Source organism: Streptomyces chromofuscus (genome assembly GCF_015160875.1).
GTDB classification, from domain to species: domain Bacteria; phylum Actinomycetota; class Actinomycetes; order Streptomycetales; family Streptomycetaceae; genus Streptomyces; species Streptomyces chromofuscus.
Genome location: NZ_CP063374.1, coordinates 6,376,991 through 6,391,920, shown reverse-complemented (window position 1 = coordinate 6,391,920; position 14,930 = coordinate 6,376,991). Strand labels below are relative to the sequence as shown.

The window sequence follows — 14,930 nt, the reverse complement described above, 5'->3', positions numbered from 1 at the left end:
CCACCCACCTGCTCCCCGGTCAACGCACGGATCACCAGGCGCAGTTGGCTCGCCTCGGGAGGACGGATGAAGCATCGCGGCAGACACCGCAGGCGCAAGCGGGGCCAGGCGCTGCGTGCGTTCCTGGCCGGCACCGCCCTCGCGCTCACCGGTGCGGCCACCCTGATCAGCACCTCCCAGGCCCAGGTCGGCACCGACCCGGGCGGGATCGAGCCGGTCACCTCCGCCGTCTCCCTGGCGGATCTGCGGCTCAGCGAGGAGTGGGTGCCGCGGCCCGTGCCCGCCGGGCCGGCCCGGCCGGTCGGCGTCGCCGCCGTCCTCGAGGACGCCGACCGCAGCCTTCGTGCCGCGGCCGAGTGCACCGGCGCCGAACGCTCCGCGCTGCCGATAGCGCCCGCGGCCACCCGGGCGCACTGCTGGGACGAGGCCGGCACCGAGGGATGGCGCAGCGGCGCGGTGACGACCTCGGGGGACGCCGACGACGACGGCCGGTGGGGCTCGAAGCGCGTGGTCCTCGCCGGCTTCAGCGACCGCCAGGGCCACTCCCGGGTGGCGTTCGTCGACGCCGACGACCCGGACCGGCTCACCTACACCTGGGTGGCGCTCACCGTCCCGGCGAGCGGGGACCCCGTCGGCCGGCCGCTCGCCTCGACGCTGTCCGGCATGGTCTGGTACCAGGACAAGCTGCTCGTCACCGCCGACGACGGCCGGGCCCTGTACGTCTACGACGTGGACCGCATCCGGCGTGCCTCCGGCGACCCCGCCCAGGCGGCGCCACCGGCGCGCAGCGAGCGCTACACGCTGCCCGCCGTCCGCTCGTACCGGCTGACCGGCGCCCGGATCGGCGCGCTCTCCCTGGACCGCAGCACCACGCCCGACAGCCTCGTCGCGAGCGAGTCGGTCCCGGCGGACGGCGACCGGCCCACCCGCCTGTGGCGTTACGCCCTCGACGACGACCCGTCCGACGCCGGGCTGCTCGGCACCGGGCCGCGGCAGGTGTACGAGACGAAGGCGGCCGACGTGCGGGGCGTGCTCGCGCGCGGGTCCCGGTGGTACCTGGCCCGCGCGGCGGGCGAGCGCGGGACGCTGTGGCGGCAGGACGGCGACGGCGCGCGGGCGGCGCGGTGCGGCACGGACGAGACGTATCTGTGCTGGAGCGGCCCCGCGCAGTCCCTTTCCTACTCGGCGGAGAGCGGCGAGGTCTGGTCGCAGTCGGGCCGGATGCTGTTCGCGCTGCCACTGTCCGCGATCGACAGGGCGCTGGGCTAGATGATTCCCTGACCGGCATGACGAACATCCCCGTGACCACCTGGTCCCTGGAGCAGACCGCCCCGACCGACCTGCTTCCGGCCGCCGCGCCGGAGGGCGACGTGCGGATCGTGCGCGCCGAGGTGCCCTCGCCCGAGTTGAGCCGGTTCCTGTACGCGTCCGTGGGCGGGGACATCCGTTGGACCGACCGGCTGGGCTGGACCTACGCCCGGTGGCGGGAGTACCTGCGGCGGCCCGGTGTGGAGACCTGGGTGGCGTACGACCGCGGGACACCCGCCGGCTACGTGGAGCTGGAGCCGCAGGACGACTCGGCGGTGGAGATCGTCTACTTCGGGCTGATCCCGGCCTTCCGCGGACGCCGCATCGGCGGGCACCTGCTGTCGTACGGCGCCGCCCGGGCGTGGGACCTCGCCGACCGCTGGCCGGGGCTAGCGCCGACGAAGCGGGTGTGGCTGCACACCTGCAGCAAGGACGGCGAGCACGCGATGGACAACTACCTGCGACGTGGCTTCACGCTGTTCGACACCAAGGTCGAGGAGGAGCCGGAGGTCGCCACGCCGGGCCCCTGGCCGGGTGCGTACCCGGTCTGACCTGGTACGACACTACGCCGTTCACGCCAGGTGACCGACGACACCCTTGTTCCACATTCCGGGACAAGGGTGTCCGCATGTTGGATTAAGCTGGACTCTGTCCAGATCGCCGTGACACGCTTCCGTCATGTCTGGAACTGGAATCGCCTTGGTGAGTCGGCGGCACGTCGACCTCGGCCGCATGTCCAGCGCCATCTGTCCGGCGAGCTGAGACCTCTCCAGCAACGCCGTTCCCCCCTTGCTTCGCCTGTTCCCGCGCGAGCTGCGCGCGTACGCCCGCATGCGCCCGTACGCGCAGGTCAGAGCCGCTTTCCGCCTGTCCCGAAGGACGTAGAACCATGGCCGCCACCCCGCAGAACCCCGCTGCCGCGACTCCCCGCCGCAAGGTGAGCCGACACCGCGGTGAGGGTCAGTGGGCCGCGGGTCACTTCACCCCGCTCAACGGCAACGAACAGTTCAAGAAGGACGACGACGGTCTCAATGTGCGGACACGCATTGAGACGATCTACTCCAAGCGCGGCTTCGACTCGATCGACCCCAACGACCTGCGCGGCCGGATGCGCTGGTGGGGGCTGTACACCCAGCGCAAGCCCGGGATCGACGGCGGCAAGACCGCCATCCTGGAGCCCGAGGAGCTGGACGACGAGTACTTCATGCTGCGCGTCCGGATCGACGGCGGCCGGCTCACCACCCAGCAGCTGCGGGTCATCGGCGAGATCTCGCAGGAGTTCGCGCGCGGCACGGCCGACATCACCGACCGGCAGAACGTCCAGTACCACTGGATCCGGATCGAGGACGTGCCGGAGATCTGGAACCGCCTCGAGGCGGTCGGCCTGTCGACCACCGAGGCCTGCGGTGACACGCCCCGCGTGATCCTCGGCTCGCCCGTGGCCGGTATCGCCGCCGACGAGATCATCGACGGCACCCCGGCGATCGAGGAGATCCACCGCCGGTACATCGGCAGCAAGGAGTTCTCCAACCTGCCGCGCAAGTTCAAGACGGCCGTCTCCGGCTCCCCGCTGCTCGACGTGGCTCACGAGATCAACGACGTCGCGTTCGTCGGGGTGCACCACCCCGAGCACGGCCCCGGCTTCGACCTGTGGGTGGGCGGCGGCCTGTCCACGAACCCCAAGATCGGTGTCCGGCTCGGCGCCTGGGTGCCGCTGGAGGAGGTCCCGGACGTCTGGGCGGGCGTGATCGGCATCTTCCGCGACTACGGCTACCGGCGCCTTCGTACGCGCGCCCGGCTGAAGTTCCTGGTCGCCGACTGGGGTGCGGAAAAGTTCCGCCAGGTCCTTCAGGACGAGTACCTCGGGCGGGAGCTGGTCGACGGTCCCGCTCCCGCCCAGCCGCCGCAGCGCTGGCGCGACCACGTCGGTGTGCACCGGCAGAAGGACGGCCGTTTCTACGTCGGGTTCGCCCCGCGCGTCGGCCGCGTCGACGGCACCACCCTGACGAAGATCGCAGAGCTCGCCGAGGCACACGGCTCGGGCCGGGTCCGGACCACCGTCGAGCAGAAGATGATCGTCCTCGACGTCGAGGAGGCACAGGTCGACTCGCTGGTCGAGTCCCTGGAGGCGCTGGACCTCACCGCCAGGCCCTCCCCGTTCCGGCGCGGCACGATGGCCTGCACCGGCATCGAGTACTGCAAGCTCGCCATCGTCGAGACCAAGGCGCGCGGCTCCTCGCTGATCGACGAGCTGGAGCGCCGGATCCCGGACTTCGACGAGCCGATCACCATCAACATCAACGGCTGCCCGAACGCCTGCGCCCGTATCCAGGTCGCGGACATCGGTCTCAAGGGCCAGCTGGTCCTGAACGACCGGGGCGAGCAGGTCGAGGGCTTCCAGGTGCACCTGGGCGGCGCGCTCGGCCTGGAGGCCGGCTTCGGCCGCAAGGTGCGCGGCCTGAAGGTCACCTCCGAGGAGCTGCCCGACTACGTCGAGCGGGTCCTGAAGCGGTTCCAGGCGGAGCGCGAGGAGGGCGAGCGGTTCGCGACCTGGGCGGCCCGAGCCTCCGAGGAGGCGCTTTCGTGAATGCGGCGAGCGAAACGAGGGACGACCTGTGAGTGAGCGTGCCGCACCGTTCTACTGCCCGTACTGCGGCGACGAGGACCTGCGTCCGAGTGAGGAGGAGGGCCACGGCGCCTGGGAGTGCGCGGCCTGCAACCGCGCATTCCGGCTGAAGTTCCTCGGGCTGCTGGCCCGCGGGCTCCGGCACGACGCGACGGGAGGGGACGGGATATGACGACGGCTCAGGAAACCCGGGAGACGGAGCGGCTGAAGGCGCTCGCCGAACGGGCGGGCCGCGCATTGGAGGACGCCTCCGCGTTGGAGATCCTGCAGTGGGCGGCGGACACCTTCGGCAAGCGGTTCTGCGTGACGTCCTCCATGGAGGACGCGGTGGTCGCCCACCTCGCGTCCCGCGCGATGCCCGGTGTCGACGTCGTCTTCCTCGACACCGGCTACCACTTCGAGGAGACCATCGGCACCAGGGACGCGGTCGAGGCCGTGATGGACGTCAACGTCATCACGCTGACCCCGCGCCAGACCGTCGCCGAACAGGACGCCGAACACGGTCCGAGGCTGCACGAGCGCGATCCCGACCTGTGCTGCTTCCTGCGCAAGGTCAAGCCCCTGGAGCAGGGGCTGACGCACTACGACGCATGGGCGACCGGACTGCGCCGCGACGAGTCCCCGACCCGGGCGAACACCCCGGTCGTCGCGTGGGACGACAAGCGCCGCAAGGTCAAGATCTCGCCGATCGCCCGCTGGACCCAGGACGACGTGGACGCCTACGTCGCCGAGCACGGCGTGCTGACCAATCCGCTGCTGACGGACGGTTACGCCTCCGTCGGCTGCGCCCCGTGCACCCGCCGGGTCCTCGCGGGCGAGGACGCGCGCGCCGGCCGCTGGGCCGGGCGCGCCAAGACCGAGTGCGGACTTCACGGATGACCACCCCACCGACCCCTCAGGAGAAGCACGTGACGAGCGGAGCCACCGTCTGGCTCACGGGCCTGCCGAGTGCCGGCAAGACCACGATCGCGTCCGAGCTGGCCGGCCGGCTGCGCGCCGAGGGCCACCTCGTCGAGGTGCTCGACGGCGACGAGATCCGCGAGTTCATCTCGGCGGGTCTCGGCTTCAGCCGCGAGGACCGGCACACCAACGTGCAGCGCATCGGCTACGTCGCCGAGCTCCTCGCCCGCAACGGCGTGAAGGCGCTCGTGCCGGTGATCGCGCCGTACACCGACAGCCGGGACGCGGTGCGCAAGCGGCACGAGGCGAACGGCACGCCGTACGTCGAGGTGCACGTGGCGACTCCGGTCGAGGTGTGCTCCGTGCGGGACGTCAAGGGGCTGTACGCCAAGCAGGCCGCAGGCGAGCTGACGGGGCTGACCGGCGTGGACGACCCGTACGAGGAGCCCGTCACGCCCGACCTGCGCATCGAGTCGCAGCACCAGACCGTGCAGGAGTCCGCGGCGTCGCTGCATGCGCTGCTCACCGAAAGGGGACTGGCATGACGACCGTCGCGACCATCGACGAGGGCACCGACACCCCGTACGCCCTGTCGCACCTGGACGCGCTGGAGTCCGAGGCGGTGCACATCTTCCGCGAGGTGGCGGGCGAGTTCGAACGGCCGGTGATCCTGTTCTCCGGCGGCAAGGACTCCATCGTCATGCTGCACCTGGCACTGAAGGCCTTCGCGCCGGCCACCGTCCCCTTCGCACTGCTGCACGTCGACACCGGGCACAACTTCCCCGAGGTCATCGACTACCGCGACCGCGTGGTGACCAGGCACGGCCTGCGCCTGCACGTCGCCTCCGTGCAGGACTACATCGACCGCGGAGTACTCAAGGAACGCCCCGACGGGACGCGCAACCCCCTGCAGACACTGCCGCTGACGGAGAAGATCCAGACCGAGCGCTTCGACGCCGTCTTCGGCGGCGGGCGCCGGGACGAGGAGAAGGCCCGCGCCAAGGAACGGGTGTTCTCCCTGCGCGACGAGTTCTCCCAGTGGGACCCCCGCCGGCAGCGCCCCGAGCTGTGGAACCTCTACAACGGCCGGCACGCCCCCGGCGAACACGTCCGCGTCTTCCCGCTCTCCAACTGGACCGAACTGGACGTCTGGCAGTACATCGCCCGCGAGGGCATCGAACTGCCGGACATCTACTTCGCCCACGAGCGTGAGGTCTTCCGGCGCAACGGCATGTGGCTGACCGCCGGCGAGTGGGGCGGCCCGAAGGAGGGCGAGACCGTCGAGAAGCGGCAGGTCCGCTACCGCACGGTCGGCGACATGTCCTGCACCGGCGCCGTCGACTCCGACGCCGACACCATCGAGAAGGTGATCGCCGAGATCGCCGCCTCCCGCCTGACCGAGCGGGGCGCCACCCGGGCCGACGACAAGCTCTCCGAGGCCGCGATGGAAGACCGCAAGCGCGAGGGGTACTTCTAGCCATGACCAGCACCACCGAACCCACCGAGACGCTGTCGGTCGAGCAGTTGTCGGCGACCACCCTGCTGCGGTTCGCCACCGCCGGCTCGGTCGACGACGGCAAGTCCACCCTGGTGGGCCGGCTGCTGCACGACTCCAAGTCGGTCCTCACCGACCAACTGGAGGCCGTGGAGCGCGCCTCGGCGAGCCGCGGCCAGGAGGGCCCGGACCTGGCGCTGCTGACGGACGGCCTGCGCGCCGAGCGCGAGCAGGGCATCACCATCGACGTCGCCTACCGCTACTTCGCCACCCCGCGACGCCGGTTCATCCTCGCCGACACCCCCGGCCACGTGCAGTACACCCGCAACATGGTCACCGGCGCCTCCACCGCCGAACTCACGGTGATCCTCGTCGACGCCCGCAACGGCGTCGTCGAACAGACCCGCCGGCACGCCGCCATCGCCGCCCTCCTGCGCGTCCCGCACGTCGTCCTCGCCGTCAACAAGATGGACCTCGTCGGCTACGCGGAGGACGTCTTCGGCTCCATCGCCGAGGAGTTCACGGCGTACGCCACCGAGCTGGGCGTCCCCGAGGTCACCGCGATCCCGATCTCCGCGCTCAACGGCGACAACGTCGTGGAACCGTCCGCGCACATGGACTGGTACGGCGGCCCCACCGTCCTGGAGCACCTGGAGACCGTTCCGGTCAGCCACGACCTGGCGCACTGCCACGCGCGTCTGCCCGTGCAGTACGTGATCCGGCCGCAGTCCGCCGAGCACCCCGACTACCGGGGCTACGCGGGTCAGATCGCGGCGGGCACGTTCCGCGTCGGCGAGCAGATCACCGTCCTGCCGTCCGGCCGGTCGACGAGGATCTCCGGCATCGACCTGCTGGGCAGGCCGGTCGACGTCGCCTGGACCACGCAGTCGGTCACCCTCCTGCTGGAGGACGACGTCGACATCTCGCGCGGCGACCTGATCGTGCCCAGCAAGGACGCGCCGCCGACCACCCAGGACATCGAGGCGACCGTCTGCCACGTGGCCGACCAGCCGCTCACCGTCGGCCACCGGGTGCTGCTCAAGCACGGCACCCGGACGGTCAAGGCGATCGTCAAGGACATCCCGTCCCGGCTCACCCTCGACGACCTGTCCCTGCACCCGCACCCGGGGCAGCTCGCCGCCAACGACATCGGCCGGGTGAAGGTCCGCACCGCCGAACCCCTGCCGGTCGACTCCTACGCCGACTCCCGGCGCACCGGCTCGTTCATCCTGATCGACCCGAGCGACGGCACCACGCTCACCGCGGGCATGGTCGGCGAGTCGTTCGCCTCCCCGGAGCCCGTCCGGGACGAGTCGGAGGACGACGGGTGGGACTTCTGACCATGAACGTGACCGATTTCTTCGCGTCCTTCGCGAAGGAGGGCGGCCGGGTCGGCAGCGGCGCCCTCGGCAGCGGGCAGGGCGGAGTGGGGCGATGTGCGTGATGCCCGCGCTGTGCGCAACGACGTCCGCGCCCCGCGCGCGCCGCCGAAAACCCGCCGACCTCCCGGCCACGACCTGAAGGTGTCGTGACCGCCGGGCCACCGAGAGGAACACCTCCCGTGCCTGCCACCATCGCCCTGCGCCGCGGCCTCGCGGCGCTGGCCGCGCTCCCGCTCCTGGCGCTCGCCTCCTGCGGCTACGGTTCCCAGGCCAAGGACGACGACACCGTCCAGGTCGCCGCCGGGGCGAGGAAGACCGACGGTCTGGACTCCGTCCGGATCGGTTACTTCGGCAATCTGACGCACGCCACCGCGCTGGTCGGCCGGCAGCAGGGCTTCTTCCAGAAGGCGCTCGGCGCCACGAGGGCCGAGTACGCCACCTTCAACGCCGGGCCCTCCGAGATCGAGGCCCTCAACTCGGGCTCCGTCGACATCGGCTGGATCGGCCCCTCCCCGGCGATCAACGGCTATCTCAAGTCGGGCGGCGAGAACCTGCGGATCATCGGCGGTTCGGCGTCGGGCGGGGTGAAGCTCGTGGTGAACCCCCACAAGATCAAGTCCCTCGATGACGTCAAGGGCAAGCGGATCGCGACGCCGCAGCTCGGGAACACGCAGGACGTGGCGTTCCTGAACTGGATCGCCGAGCGGGGCTGGAAGGTCGACGCCGACAGCGGCAAGGGCGACGTCTCCGTGGTCCGCACCGACAACAAGGTGACCCCGGACGCCTACGAGTCGGGCTCGGTCGACGGTGCCTGGGTGCCCGAGCCGACCGCGTCGAAGCTGGTCGCCGAGGGCGCGAAGGTGCTGCTCGACGAGGCCGACCTGTGGCCGGACAAGAAGTTCGTGATCACGAACGTCATCGTGTCGCAGAGCTTCCTGAAGGAGCACCCGAAGGCCGTCGAGGCCGTGCTGCGGGCGTCGGTCGAGACCAACCGGTGGATCAACGCCAACCCCGGTGCGGCGAAGGCGTCGGCGAACAAGCAGCTCCAGGCGGACACCGGCAAGCCGCTGCCGGCCGAGGTCCTCGACCCGGCGTGGAAGTCGATCCGGATCACCGACGACCCCCTCGCGGCCACCCTCGACACACAGGCCCGGCACGCGGTGAAGGCGGGGCTGCTGGAGCGGGCCGACCTGAAGGGCATCTACGACCTCGGGCCACTCAACACGATCCTCGCCGCCCGGGGCGAGGCCACCGTCGGCGACGCCGGTCTCGGCGCCGCTTCGTAAGTCCCCAAGAGTTCCCAGGAGGTGACGACCATGGCCACGACCTTCGCCAAGGCCGCCGACGCCGGTACGTCGGTGGAGCACGCCGCGCGCATCGAGCACGTCTCGAAGTCCTTCGCCGGCCCCGCCGGGCAACAGCTCGTCCTCGACGACATCTCCCTGGATGTCGCGCCCGGCGAGTTCGTCACCCTCCTCGGGGCCTCCGGCTGCGGCAAGTCCACGCTGCTGAACCTGGTGGCGGGGCTCGACAAGCCGTCGTCCGGCGTGATCACGACGGAGGGCCGCCCGGCGCTGATGTTCCAGGAGCACGCCCTCTTCCCGTGGCTGACCGCGGGCAAGAACATCGAGCTCGCCCTGAGGCTGCGCGGTGTGCCCAGGGCCGACCGGCGCGGCCGGACGGAGGAACTGCTGGAGCTGGTCCGGCTCCAGGGCGCGTACGGCAAGCGGGTGCACGAGCTGTCCGGCGGTATGCGCCAGCGCGTCGCGATGGCCCGCGCGCTCGCGCAGGACAGCAAGCTGCTGCTGATGGACGAGCCGTTCGCGGCGCTCGACGCGATCACCCGCGACGTGCTGCACGACGAGCTCACCCGGATCTGGAACGAGACCCGGCTGTCCGTGCTGTTCGTGACGCACAACGTGCGCGAGGCGGCGCGGCTCGCGCAGCGCGTCGTGCTGCTGTCGTCGCGTCCGGGACGGATCGCGCGCCAGTGGACGGTCGACATCCCGCAGCCGCGCCGCATCGAGGACGCCGCTGTCGCGGAACTGTCCCGTGAGATCACCGAAGAACTGCGTGGGGAGATCCGCCGCCATGGCCAGCACTGACACGCCCGCCGTCAAGGACGTCAACAGCGTCACGGAAGGCAAGGACGGCAAGGACGGCAAGGACAGCAAGGACGGCAACGATCTGGCCGGGCTCGAAGCGGGCCTGGACGCCCTGGACACGGTGCACACCGGCCGTACGCCGCTGCGCACCACGTTCACGCAGAAGATCGTGCCGCCGCTCACCGCCGTCGTGCTGGTGCTGGCGGTGTGGCAGGCGCTGATCACCTTCGGCGTCGTCGACGACCCGGGCAAGCTGCCCTCCCCCGCCGACGTGTGGGGCGAGGTCCGCACGGCCTGGCTGCAGGGCACGTTGCTCGACTACATCTGGACCAGCGTCTCGCGCGGCCTGCTGGGCTTTCTGATGGCGCTGGCCCTCGGCACCCCGCTGGGGCTGCTGGTGGCCCGGGTCCGGTTCGTGCGGGCCGCGATCGGGCCGATCCTGTCCGGCCTGCAGTCACTGCCGTCGGTGGCCTGGGTGCCGCCCGCCGTCATCTGGCTGGGGCTGAACAACCAGATGATGTACGCGGTGATCCTGCTCGGCGCCGTCCCCTCCATCGCCAACGGCCTGGTCTCGGGCGTGGACCAGGTGCCGCCGCTGTTCCTGCGGGCGGGCCGCACGCTGGGCGCGACCGGCCTGAAGGGCAGCTGGCACATCGTGATGCCGGCCGCGCTGCCCGGCTACCTGGCCGGTCTGAAGCAGGGCTGGGCGTTCTCGTGGCGGTCGCTGATGGCCGCCGAGATCATCGCCTCCTCCCCCGACCTGGGCGTGGGGCTCGGCCAGTTGCTGGAGAACGGCCGCAACACCAGCTCCATGTCCATGGTGTTCCTCGCCATCCTGCTCATCCTGGTCGTCGGTATCGCCATCGACCTGCTGATCTTCAGTCCCCTGGAACGGCGGGTGCTGCGCAGCCGCGGCCTGCTGGTGAAGAGCTGATCCCCATGCGCCACGAACCGGTCCTCGTCGTCATCGCCCATGGCAGCCGCGACCCGCGGCACGCCGCGACCGTGCACGCCCTGGTGCGGCGGGTCCGGTCGCTGCGGCCCGGCCTGCGGGTCGACACCGGATTCCTGGACTTCAACGTCCCCTCCGTGCAGGGCGTGCTGGAGTCCCTGGCGGCGGAGGGCGTGAGGGACGTCGTAGCGCTTCCGCTGCTGCTGACCCGCGCGTTCCACGCGAAGGCCGACATCCCGGCGGTGCTGCGTCAGGCGCCGCGGCGGCTGCGGATCCGTCAGGCGGAGGTGCTCGGCCCCTCGCCGCTGCTGCTGGACGCGCTGGAAAGGCGGCTGTTCGAGGCGGGGCTGACGCCCGCCGACAAGTCCTCGACCGGGGTCGTGCTGGCCTCGGCGGGGTCCAGCGACCCGGAGGCGATCGCAGTGATCGCAGAAATCGCGCGGGAGTGGCGGCACACCGGTTGGTGCGCCGTGCGGCCTGCGTTCGCCTCCGCGTCCCTGCCCCGCACCGAGGACGCGGTCCGTGAACTGCGCGCCCTCGGCTGCGCGCGCGTCGCCGTCGCCCCGTACGTCCTGGCCCCCGGCTTCCTGCCGGACCGCATCGCGCGGGGCGCGGCCGACGCGGACGTCCTGGCCGACGTGCTGGGTCCGGCGCCGGAGGTGGCCCGGGTGCTGCTGGAGCGGTACGACGGGGCGCGGGTGCCGGCGCTGACGGCTCTGGGGGCCTGAGCCGGCACACGCCGTCAGCCGTGGCGCAGTCCTCCGGCGCGGGGCCGCTCGAGTGCGAAGCTGGACGTCGCGCCGCGGCCGGCCGCCGATCCCGGCTCGCGCCGCCCGCGTCGTCCTCTCCGCCCGCCTCACCCGGGCCCGCGGAGGGTCACGCCGGCGTCGGCCCGGTGAGGTCCGCGAGTTTGACGACGGTGTTCCAGTTCCTGGTGGTGGCGATCAGGCCCTTGGTCAGCCGCGGCCGGGCCAGGTACTCGGCGAGCTTGGAGCGGCCCAGGCCGTCGGGTGCGTACAGGTACAGGACGCGGTCGCCGAGCCGGAACTCCTCGGGCAGAAAGGCCGTTCGGTCGACCTCGGCGAACCGCTCCGCCTCGACCGGCGCGGAGAAGTACGTGGCGTGGAGCTGCTTGGCCTCCAGTTCGGCGGCCGGGAACGGGCAGTCGTCGGCGACCGCCTTCAGGTAGGCGTGGTCGCGCACGATGACGTCCACGTCGAAGCCGAACCGTTGCCCGATCGCCTGCGTGAGCCCGGCGGCCAGCGACTCCTCGTCGCCGTGCCCGCTCGTGAACACGGCCTGACCGCTCTGCAGGTAGGTGCGCACGGAGGTGTGTCCGAGGCCTTCCATGAGGGCGCGCAGGTCGGCCATCGGAACCTTCTTGCTGCCGCCCACGTTGATTCCGCGCAGCAGCGCCGCGTACGTCGTCATCCGTCCACCCTAGGGCCTGCCGTTCGGGTCGGGCCCAGGCGGTCGTCGTGCCCCGTGGGGGCGGGCACGACGACCGGTCCTGCGGGGGGCTGCGCGAAACTCTGGCCGATGACCGGCCCGGGATCAACCGCTACACGCAGCTGTGACTTGTTCAACAAGGTTTCGTAATCATGGGCCGGCACACGCCTCTCCGCGAGCGGTTCCCTGATCATGGGCCCGGACATCCGCTGATAGATGTAAGGGGCCACTGTCCTCCCCAGTGGTGAGGGCGGGGTGACCGTCGGGATGACCCGGGACGCCGGCGCTTCACCGGGCAGCACGACGACGTGCCTTTATTCCGCGCCTACCTTCGAGACGGAAGGTGGCGGCAGGGGGTCGTCATCGCTCACGAGGGGGCAGCCCGTCATGGGGAACGGAGACATACGCGTGCGGGGACTCGCCGCCCGGGCCGGCGGCTGGAGCGCCCGGCACCGATGGGCGGCCGTGGGGATCTGGGTGCTGTTCGTCGCCCTGGCGATGGGGCTCGGTTCGGCGGCGGGCCGGGTCGACGTCAAGGACAGCGACCAGCTCAAGGGGGAGACACACACCGCCGCGAAGATCATCGAGGACGCCGGCATCGAGGAACCGGCCGGCGAGACGGTCCTGATCCAGTCGAGGGACGGCGGCCCGAGGGCCACCGACCCCGCGTTCCGGGCCGCCGTCGCCGAGGTCGTCCGGGCGGTCGACGCGACCGGTGAGGTCACGAACGTCACCACGCCGTACGACACCAAGACGATCTCCCGCGACGGGCGCAGCGCGCTGGTGCAGTTCGACATGCGCGGGCAGTGGGACACGGCCGGCGAGCGGGTCGAGCCCGTGCTGAAGGCCGTCGAGAAGGTCCAGCGGGAGCACGAGACGCTGCGGATCGAGGAGATCGGCGGCGCCAGCATGATGAAGACGTTCGACGACGCCTTCGGCGACGACTTCCGCAAGGCCGAGTACTCGGCCGTGCCGGTCGCGCTCGGCATTCTGCTCATCGCGTTCGGGGCGGTGGTGGCGGCGCTGCTGCCGGTGGCGCTGGCGCTCACCGCGATCATGGCGACGATGGGCCTGATGGGTGTCGTCAGCCATGTGATGCCGATGAGCGACACCGCCAACTCCGTGATGCTGCTGGTCGGTCTGGCCGTCGGCGTCGACTACTGCCTGTTCTATCTGCGCCGTGAGCGCGAGGAGCGCGAGGCCGGCCGGGACGCGCAGACCGCGCTGCGGGTCGCCGCCGCGACCAGTGGCCGCGCGATCGTCGTCTCCGGTGTCACGGTGTGCGTGGCGATGGCGGGCATGCTGTTCACCGGGATCGCCGAGTTCGAGGCGATGGGTCTGGCCTCCCTCATGGTCGTCGCCGTCGCCATGGTCGGTTCGGTGACCGTGTTGCCGGCGTTGCTGTCGCTGCTGGGCGAGCGGGTGGAGAAGGGCCGCATCCCGTTCCTGCGCAGGCGGAAGCGGGACGGCAACGGGGAGAGCCGCTTCTGGACCGCCGTACTGAAAAGCGTCCTCGCCAGGCCCGTCGTCTCCGTCGTCGTGGCGGCCGGCGCGCTGCTGGCGATCGCCGCTCCCGCGGTGGGCATGAAGACGCAGAACCTCACGCTGGACCAGGAGTTCGGCGACTCGCTGCCCATCGTGCAGACGTACAACCGGGTCAACGAGGCCTTCCCCGGCGGTTCCGAGCCGGCCGAGGTGGTCGTCAGGGCCGACGACATCAACGCGCCCGAGGTGCAGGCGGCGCTCGCCGACTTCCGTGAGCGGGCGGTCAGTTCGGGCGCCTCGCGCGGCCCGGTCGACATCAGGCTGGACGACGCGAAGAACGTCGCGTTCGTCTACGTCCCGCTGGTCGGCGGCTCCGACCTGGACGAGGCGGGCGCCAGCCTGGACAAACTCCGCGACGAGGTACGGCCGGCGACGCTCGGGAAGGTCGACGGGGTCGAGGCGCCGATCACCGGGCAGGTCGCCGGGTCGAAGGACTTCAACGACCAGCTCGTCGGTTCGGTCGCCCCGGTCTTCGCGTTCGTCGTGGTGTTCGCCTTCCTGCTGATGCTGCTGTCGTTCCGCTCGCTGACCGTCGCGATCACCTCGATCGTGCTGAACCTGCTGTCGGTGGGCGCGGCCTACGGCATCCTGGTCGCCGTGTTCCAGCACGGCTGGGGCGCGTCGCTGGTGGGCGCGGAGGGCGTCGGCGCCATCGTCAGCTGGCTGCCGCTGTTCCTGTTCGTGATCCTGTTCGGCCTGTCGATGGACTACCACGTGTTCGTGGTCTCGCGGATCCGTGAGGCGCGGCTGCGCGGCCGTACGACGAAGGACGCCATCACGCACGGCGTGGTCACCACGGCGGGGGTCGTGACCAGCGCCGCGGTCATCATGGTCGCCGTGTTCGCGATCTTCGGCACGCTGTCCATGCAGTCCATGAAGCAGATGGGCGTCGGCCTGGCGGCGGCGGTGCTCATCGACGCCACGGTCATCCGGGGGGTGCTGCTGCCGGCGGTGATGGCGCTGCTCGGGGAGCGCAACTGGTACCTGCCGAAGTGGCTGAACCGGCTGCCGGACCTGACGCACGACGAGGCCGCCGACGCGGTGACGGGGACGTCGCGGACGCCCGTGGTGGAGGAAGGCGAGCGGGTGCGGGTCTGATCCCGCGAGTCGGGCGCGCGAAGGGGCGGCCGAGGGCCCGCCGGCTCCAGGGGAGCCGGCGGGCCCTCGG

At 71.3% G+C, this 14,930-nt stretch carries 15 protein-coding genes; 14 read left to right on the top strand and 1 reads right to left on the bottom strand.

The window, feature by feature from the left end; all coding sequences use genetic code 11:
- Positions 1–66 precede the first annotated feature (66 nt).
- The 13 genes from IPT68_RS28735 to IPT68_RS28680 all read left to right on the top strand — a co-directional run bounded on the left by IPT68_RS28735 (position 67) and on the right by IPT68_RS28680 (position 11,496).
- On the top strand, positions 67–1,269 hold the full coding sequence (locus tag IPT68_RS28735; RefSeq protein ID WP_189702111.1) for a hypothetical protein: 1,203 nt from the start codon (positions 67–69) through the stop codon (positions 1,267–1,269).
- A gap of 17 nt (positions 1,270–1,286) precedes the next feature.
- Complete coding sequence (locus tag IPT68_RS28730; protein WP_189702112.1) at positions 1,287–1,859, top strand: GNAT family N-acetyltransferase; 573 nt, start codon at positions 1,287–1,289, stop codon at positions 1,857–1,859.
- Positions 1,860–1,986: 127 nt separating this feature from the next.
- A complete protein-coding gene (locus tag IPT68_RS34860) occupies positions 1,987–2,070 on the top strand; it encodes a putative leader peptide (protein ID WP_309486338.1) in 84 nt (27 codons plus the stop codon).
- Between the two features lie 127 nt (positions 2,071–2,197).
- Entirely contained in the window at positions 2,198–3,895 is a 1,698-nt protein-coding gene (locus tag IPT68_RS28725) for a nitrite/sulfite reductase (RefSeq protein WP_189702113.1), read from the top strand.
- Positions 3,896–3,923: 28 nt separating this feature from the next.
- Entirely contained in the window at positions 3,924–4,106 is a 183-nt protein-coding gene (locus tag IPT68_RS28720) for a hypothetical protein (protein ID WP_189702114.1), read from the top strand.
- Entirely contained in the window at positions 4,103–4,813 is a 711-nt protein-coding gene (locus IPT68_RS28715) for a phosphoadenylyl-sulfate reductase (RefSeq protein ID WP_189702115.1), read from the top strand. Before IPT68_RS28720 ends, IPT68_RS28715 begins: the two co-directional genes overlap by 4 nt.
- Positions 4,810–5,379, top strand: a complete 570-nt coding sequence (gene cysC, locus IPT68_RS28710) for an adenylyl-sulfate kinase (RefSeq protein WP_189702116.1) — start codon at positions 4,810–4,812, stop codon at positions 5,377–5,379. The genes IPT68_RS28715 and cysC overlap by 4 nt, the downstream gene beginning before the upstream one ends.
- The gene (cysD, locus tag IPT68_RS28705; protein WP_189702117.1) at positions 5,376–6,311 is read left to right on the top strand and encodes a sulfate adenylyltransferase subunit CysD; all 936 of its coding nucleotides are present in this window, start codon (positions 5,376–5,378) and stop codon (positions 6,309–6,311) included. The genes cysC and cysD overlap by 4 nt, the downstream gene beginning before the upstream one ends.
- Before the next feature lie 2 nt (positions 6,312–6,313).
- Positions 6,314–7,669 carry a sulfate adenylyltransferase subunit 1 gene (locus IPT68_RS28700; RefSeq protein WP_189702118.1) on the top strand — a complete coding sequence of 452 codons (1,356 nt, stop codon included), beginning with the start codon at positions 6,314–6,316 and terminating at the stop codon, positions 7,667–7,669.
- 221 nt (positions 7,670–7,890) lie between these two features.
- Positions 7,891–8,997: an aliphatic sulfonate ABC transporter substrate-binding protein gene (locus tag IPT68_RS28695; RefSeq protein WP_189702119.1), complete on the top strand. Its 1,107-nt coding sequence runs from the start codon at positions 7,891–7,893 to the stop codon at positions 8,995–8,997.
- 30 nt (positions 8,998–9,027) lie between these two features.
- Positions 9,028–9,816 carry an ABC transporter ATP-binding protein gene (locus tag IPT68_RS28690; RefSeq protein ID WP_189702120.1) on the top strand — a complete coding sequence of 263 codons (789 nt, stop codon included), beginning with the start codon at positions 9,028–9,030 and terminating at the stop codon, positions 9,814–9,816.
- Positions 9,803–10,750: an ABC transporter permease gene (locus tag IPT68_RS28685; RefSeq protein WP_189702121.1), complete on the top strand. Its 948-nt coding sequence runs from the start codon at positions 9,803–9,805 to the stop codon at positions 10,748–10,750. Before IPT68_RS28690 ends, IPT68_RS28685 begins: the two co-directional genes overlap by 14 nt.
- Before the next feature lie 5 nt (positions 10,751–10,755).
- Positions 10,756–11,496 (top strand): sirohydrochlorin chelatase, encoded by a 741-nt coding sequence (locus tag IPT68_RS28680; RefSeq protein WP_189702122.1) that lies wholly within the window; start codon positions 10,756–10,758, stop codon positions 11,494–11,496.
- Between the two features lie 148 nt (positions 11,497–11,644).
- Here the strand turns inward: IPT68_RS28680 and IPT68_RS28675 are convergent, their stop codons facing one another.
- A complete protein-coding gene (locus IPT68_RS28675) occupies positions 11,645–12,199 on the bottom strand; it encodes a DUF1697 domain-containing protein (protein ID WP_189702123.1) in 555 nt (184 codons plus the stop codon).
- Between the two features lie 405 nt (positions 12,200–12,604).
- Here IPT68_RS28675 and IPT68_RS28670 point away from each other — a divergent pair, with 405 nt between their 5' ends.
- Positions 12,605–14,860 (top strand): MMPL family transporter, encoded by a 2,256-nt coding sequence (locus tag IPT68_RS28670; RefSeq protein ID WP_189702124.1) that lies wholly within the window; start codon positions 12,605–12,607, stop codon positions 14,858–14,860.
- Positions 14,861–14,930 lie beyond the last annotated feature (70 nt).

Bases quoted from the DNA above. Each gene is read 5' to 3' on its own strand.
- IPT68_RS34860 (WP_309486338.1), top strand. From the start codon at position 1,987: ATGTCTGGAACTGGAATCGCCTTGGTGAGTCGGCGGCACGTCGACCTC.
- IPT68_RS28675 (WP_189702123.1), bottom strand. From the start codon at position 12,199: ATGACGACGTACGCGGCGCTGCTGCGCGGAATCAACGTGGGCGGCAGC.
- IPT68_RS28715 (WP_189702115.1), top strand. From the start codon at position 4,103: ATGACGACGGCTCAGGAAACCCGGGAGACGGAGCGGCTGAAGGCGCTC.
- IPT68_RS28685 (WP_189702121.1), top strand. From the start codon at position 9,803: ATGGCCAGCACTGACACGCCCGCCGTCAAGGACGTCAACAGCGTCACG.
- IPT68_RS28680 (WP_189702122.1), top strand. From the start codon at position 10,756: ATGCGCCACGAACCGGTCCTCGTCGTCATCGCCCATGGCAGCCGCGAC.
- IPT68_RS28730 (WP_189702112.1), top strand. From the start codon at position 1,287: ATGACGAACATCCCCGTGACCACCTGGTCCCTGGAGCAGACCGCCCCG.
- cysD (WP_189702117.1), top strand. From the start codon at position 5,376: ATGACGACCGTCGCGACCATCGACGAGGGCACCGACACCCCGTACGCC.
- cysC (WP_189702116.1), top strand. From the start codon at position 4,810: ATGACCACCCCACCGACCCCTCAGGAGAAGCACGTGACGAGCGGAGCC.
- IPT68_RS28700 (WP_189702118.1), top strand. From the start codon at position 6,314: ATGACCAGCACCACCGAACCCACCGAGACGCTGTCGGTCGAGCAGTTG.
- IPT68_RS28725 (WP_189702113.1), top strand. From the start codon at position 2,198: ATGGCCGCCACCCCGCAGAACCCCGCTGCCGCGACTCCCCGCCGCAAG.
- IPT68_RS28735 (WP_189702111.1), top strand. From the start codon at position 67: ATGAAGCATCGCGGCAGACACCGCAGGCGCAAGCGGGGCCAGGCGCTG.
- IPT68_RS28670 (WP_189702124.1), top strand. From the start codon at position 12,605: ATGGGGAACGGAGACATACGCGTGCGGGGACTCGCCGCCCGGGCCGGC.
- IPT68_RS28690 (WP_189702120.1), top strand. From the start codon at position 9,028: ATGGCCACGACCTTCGCCAAGGCCGCCGACGCCGGTACGTCGGTGGAG.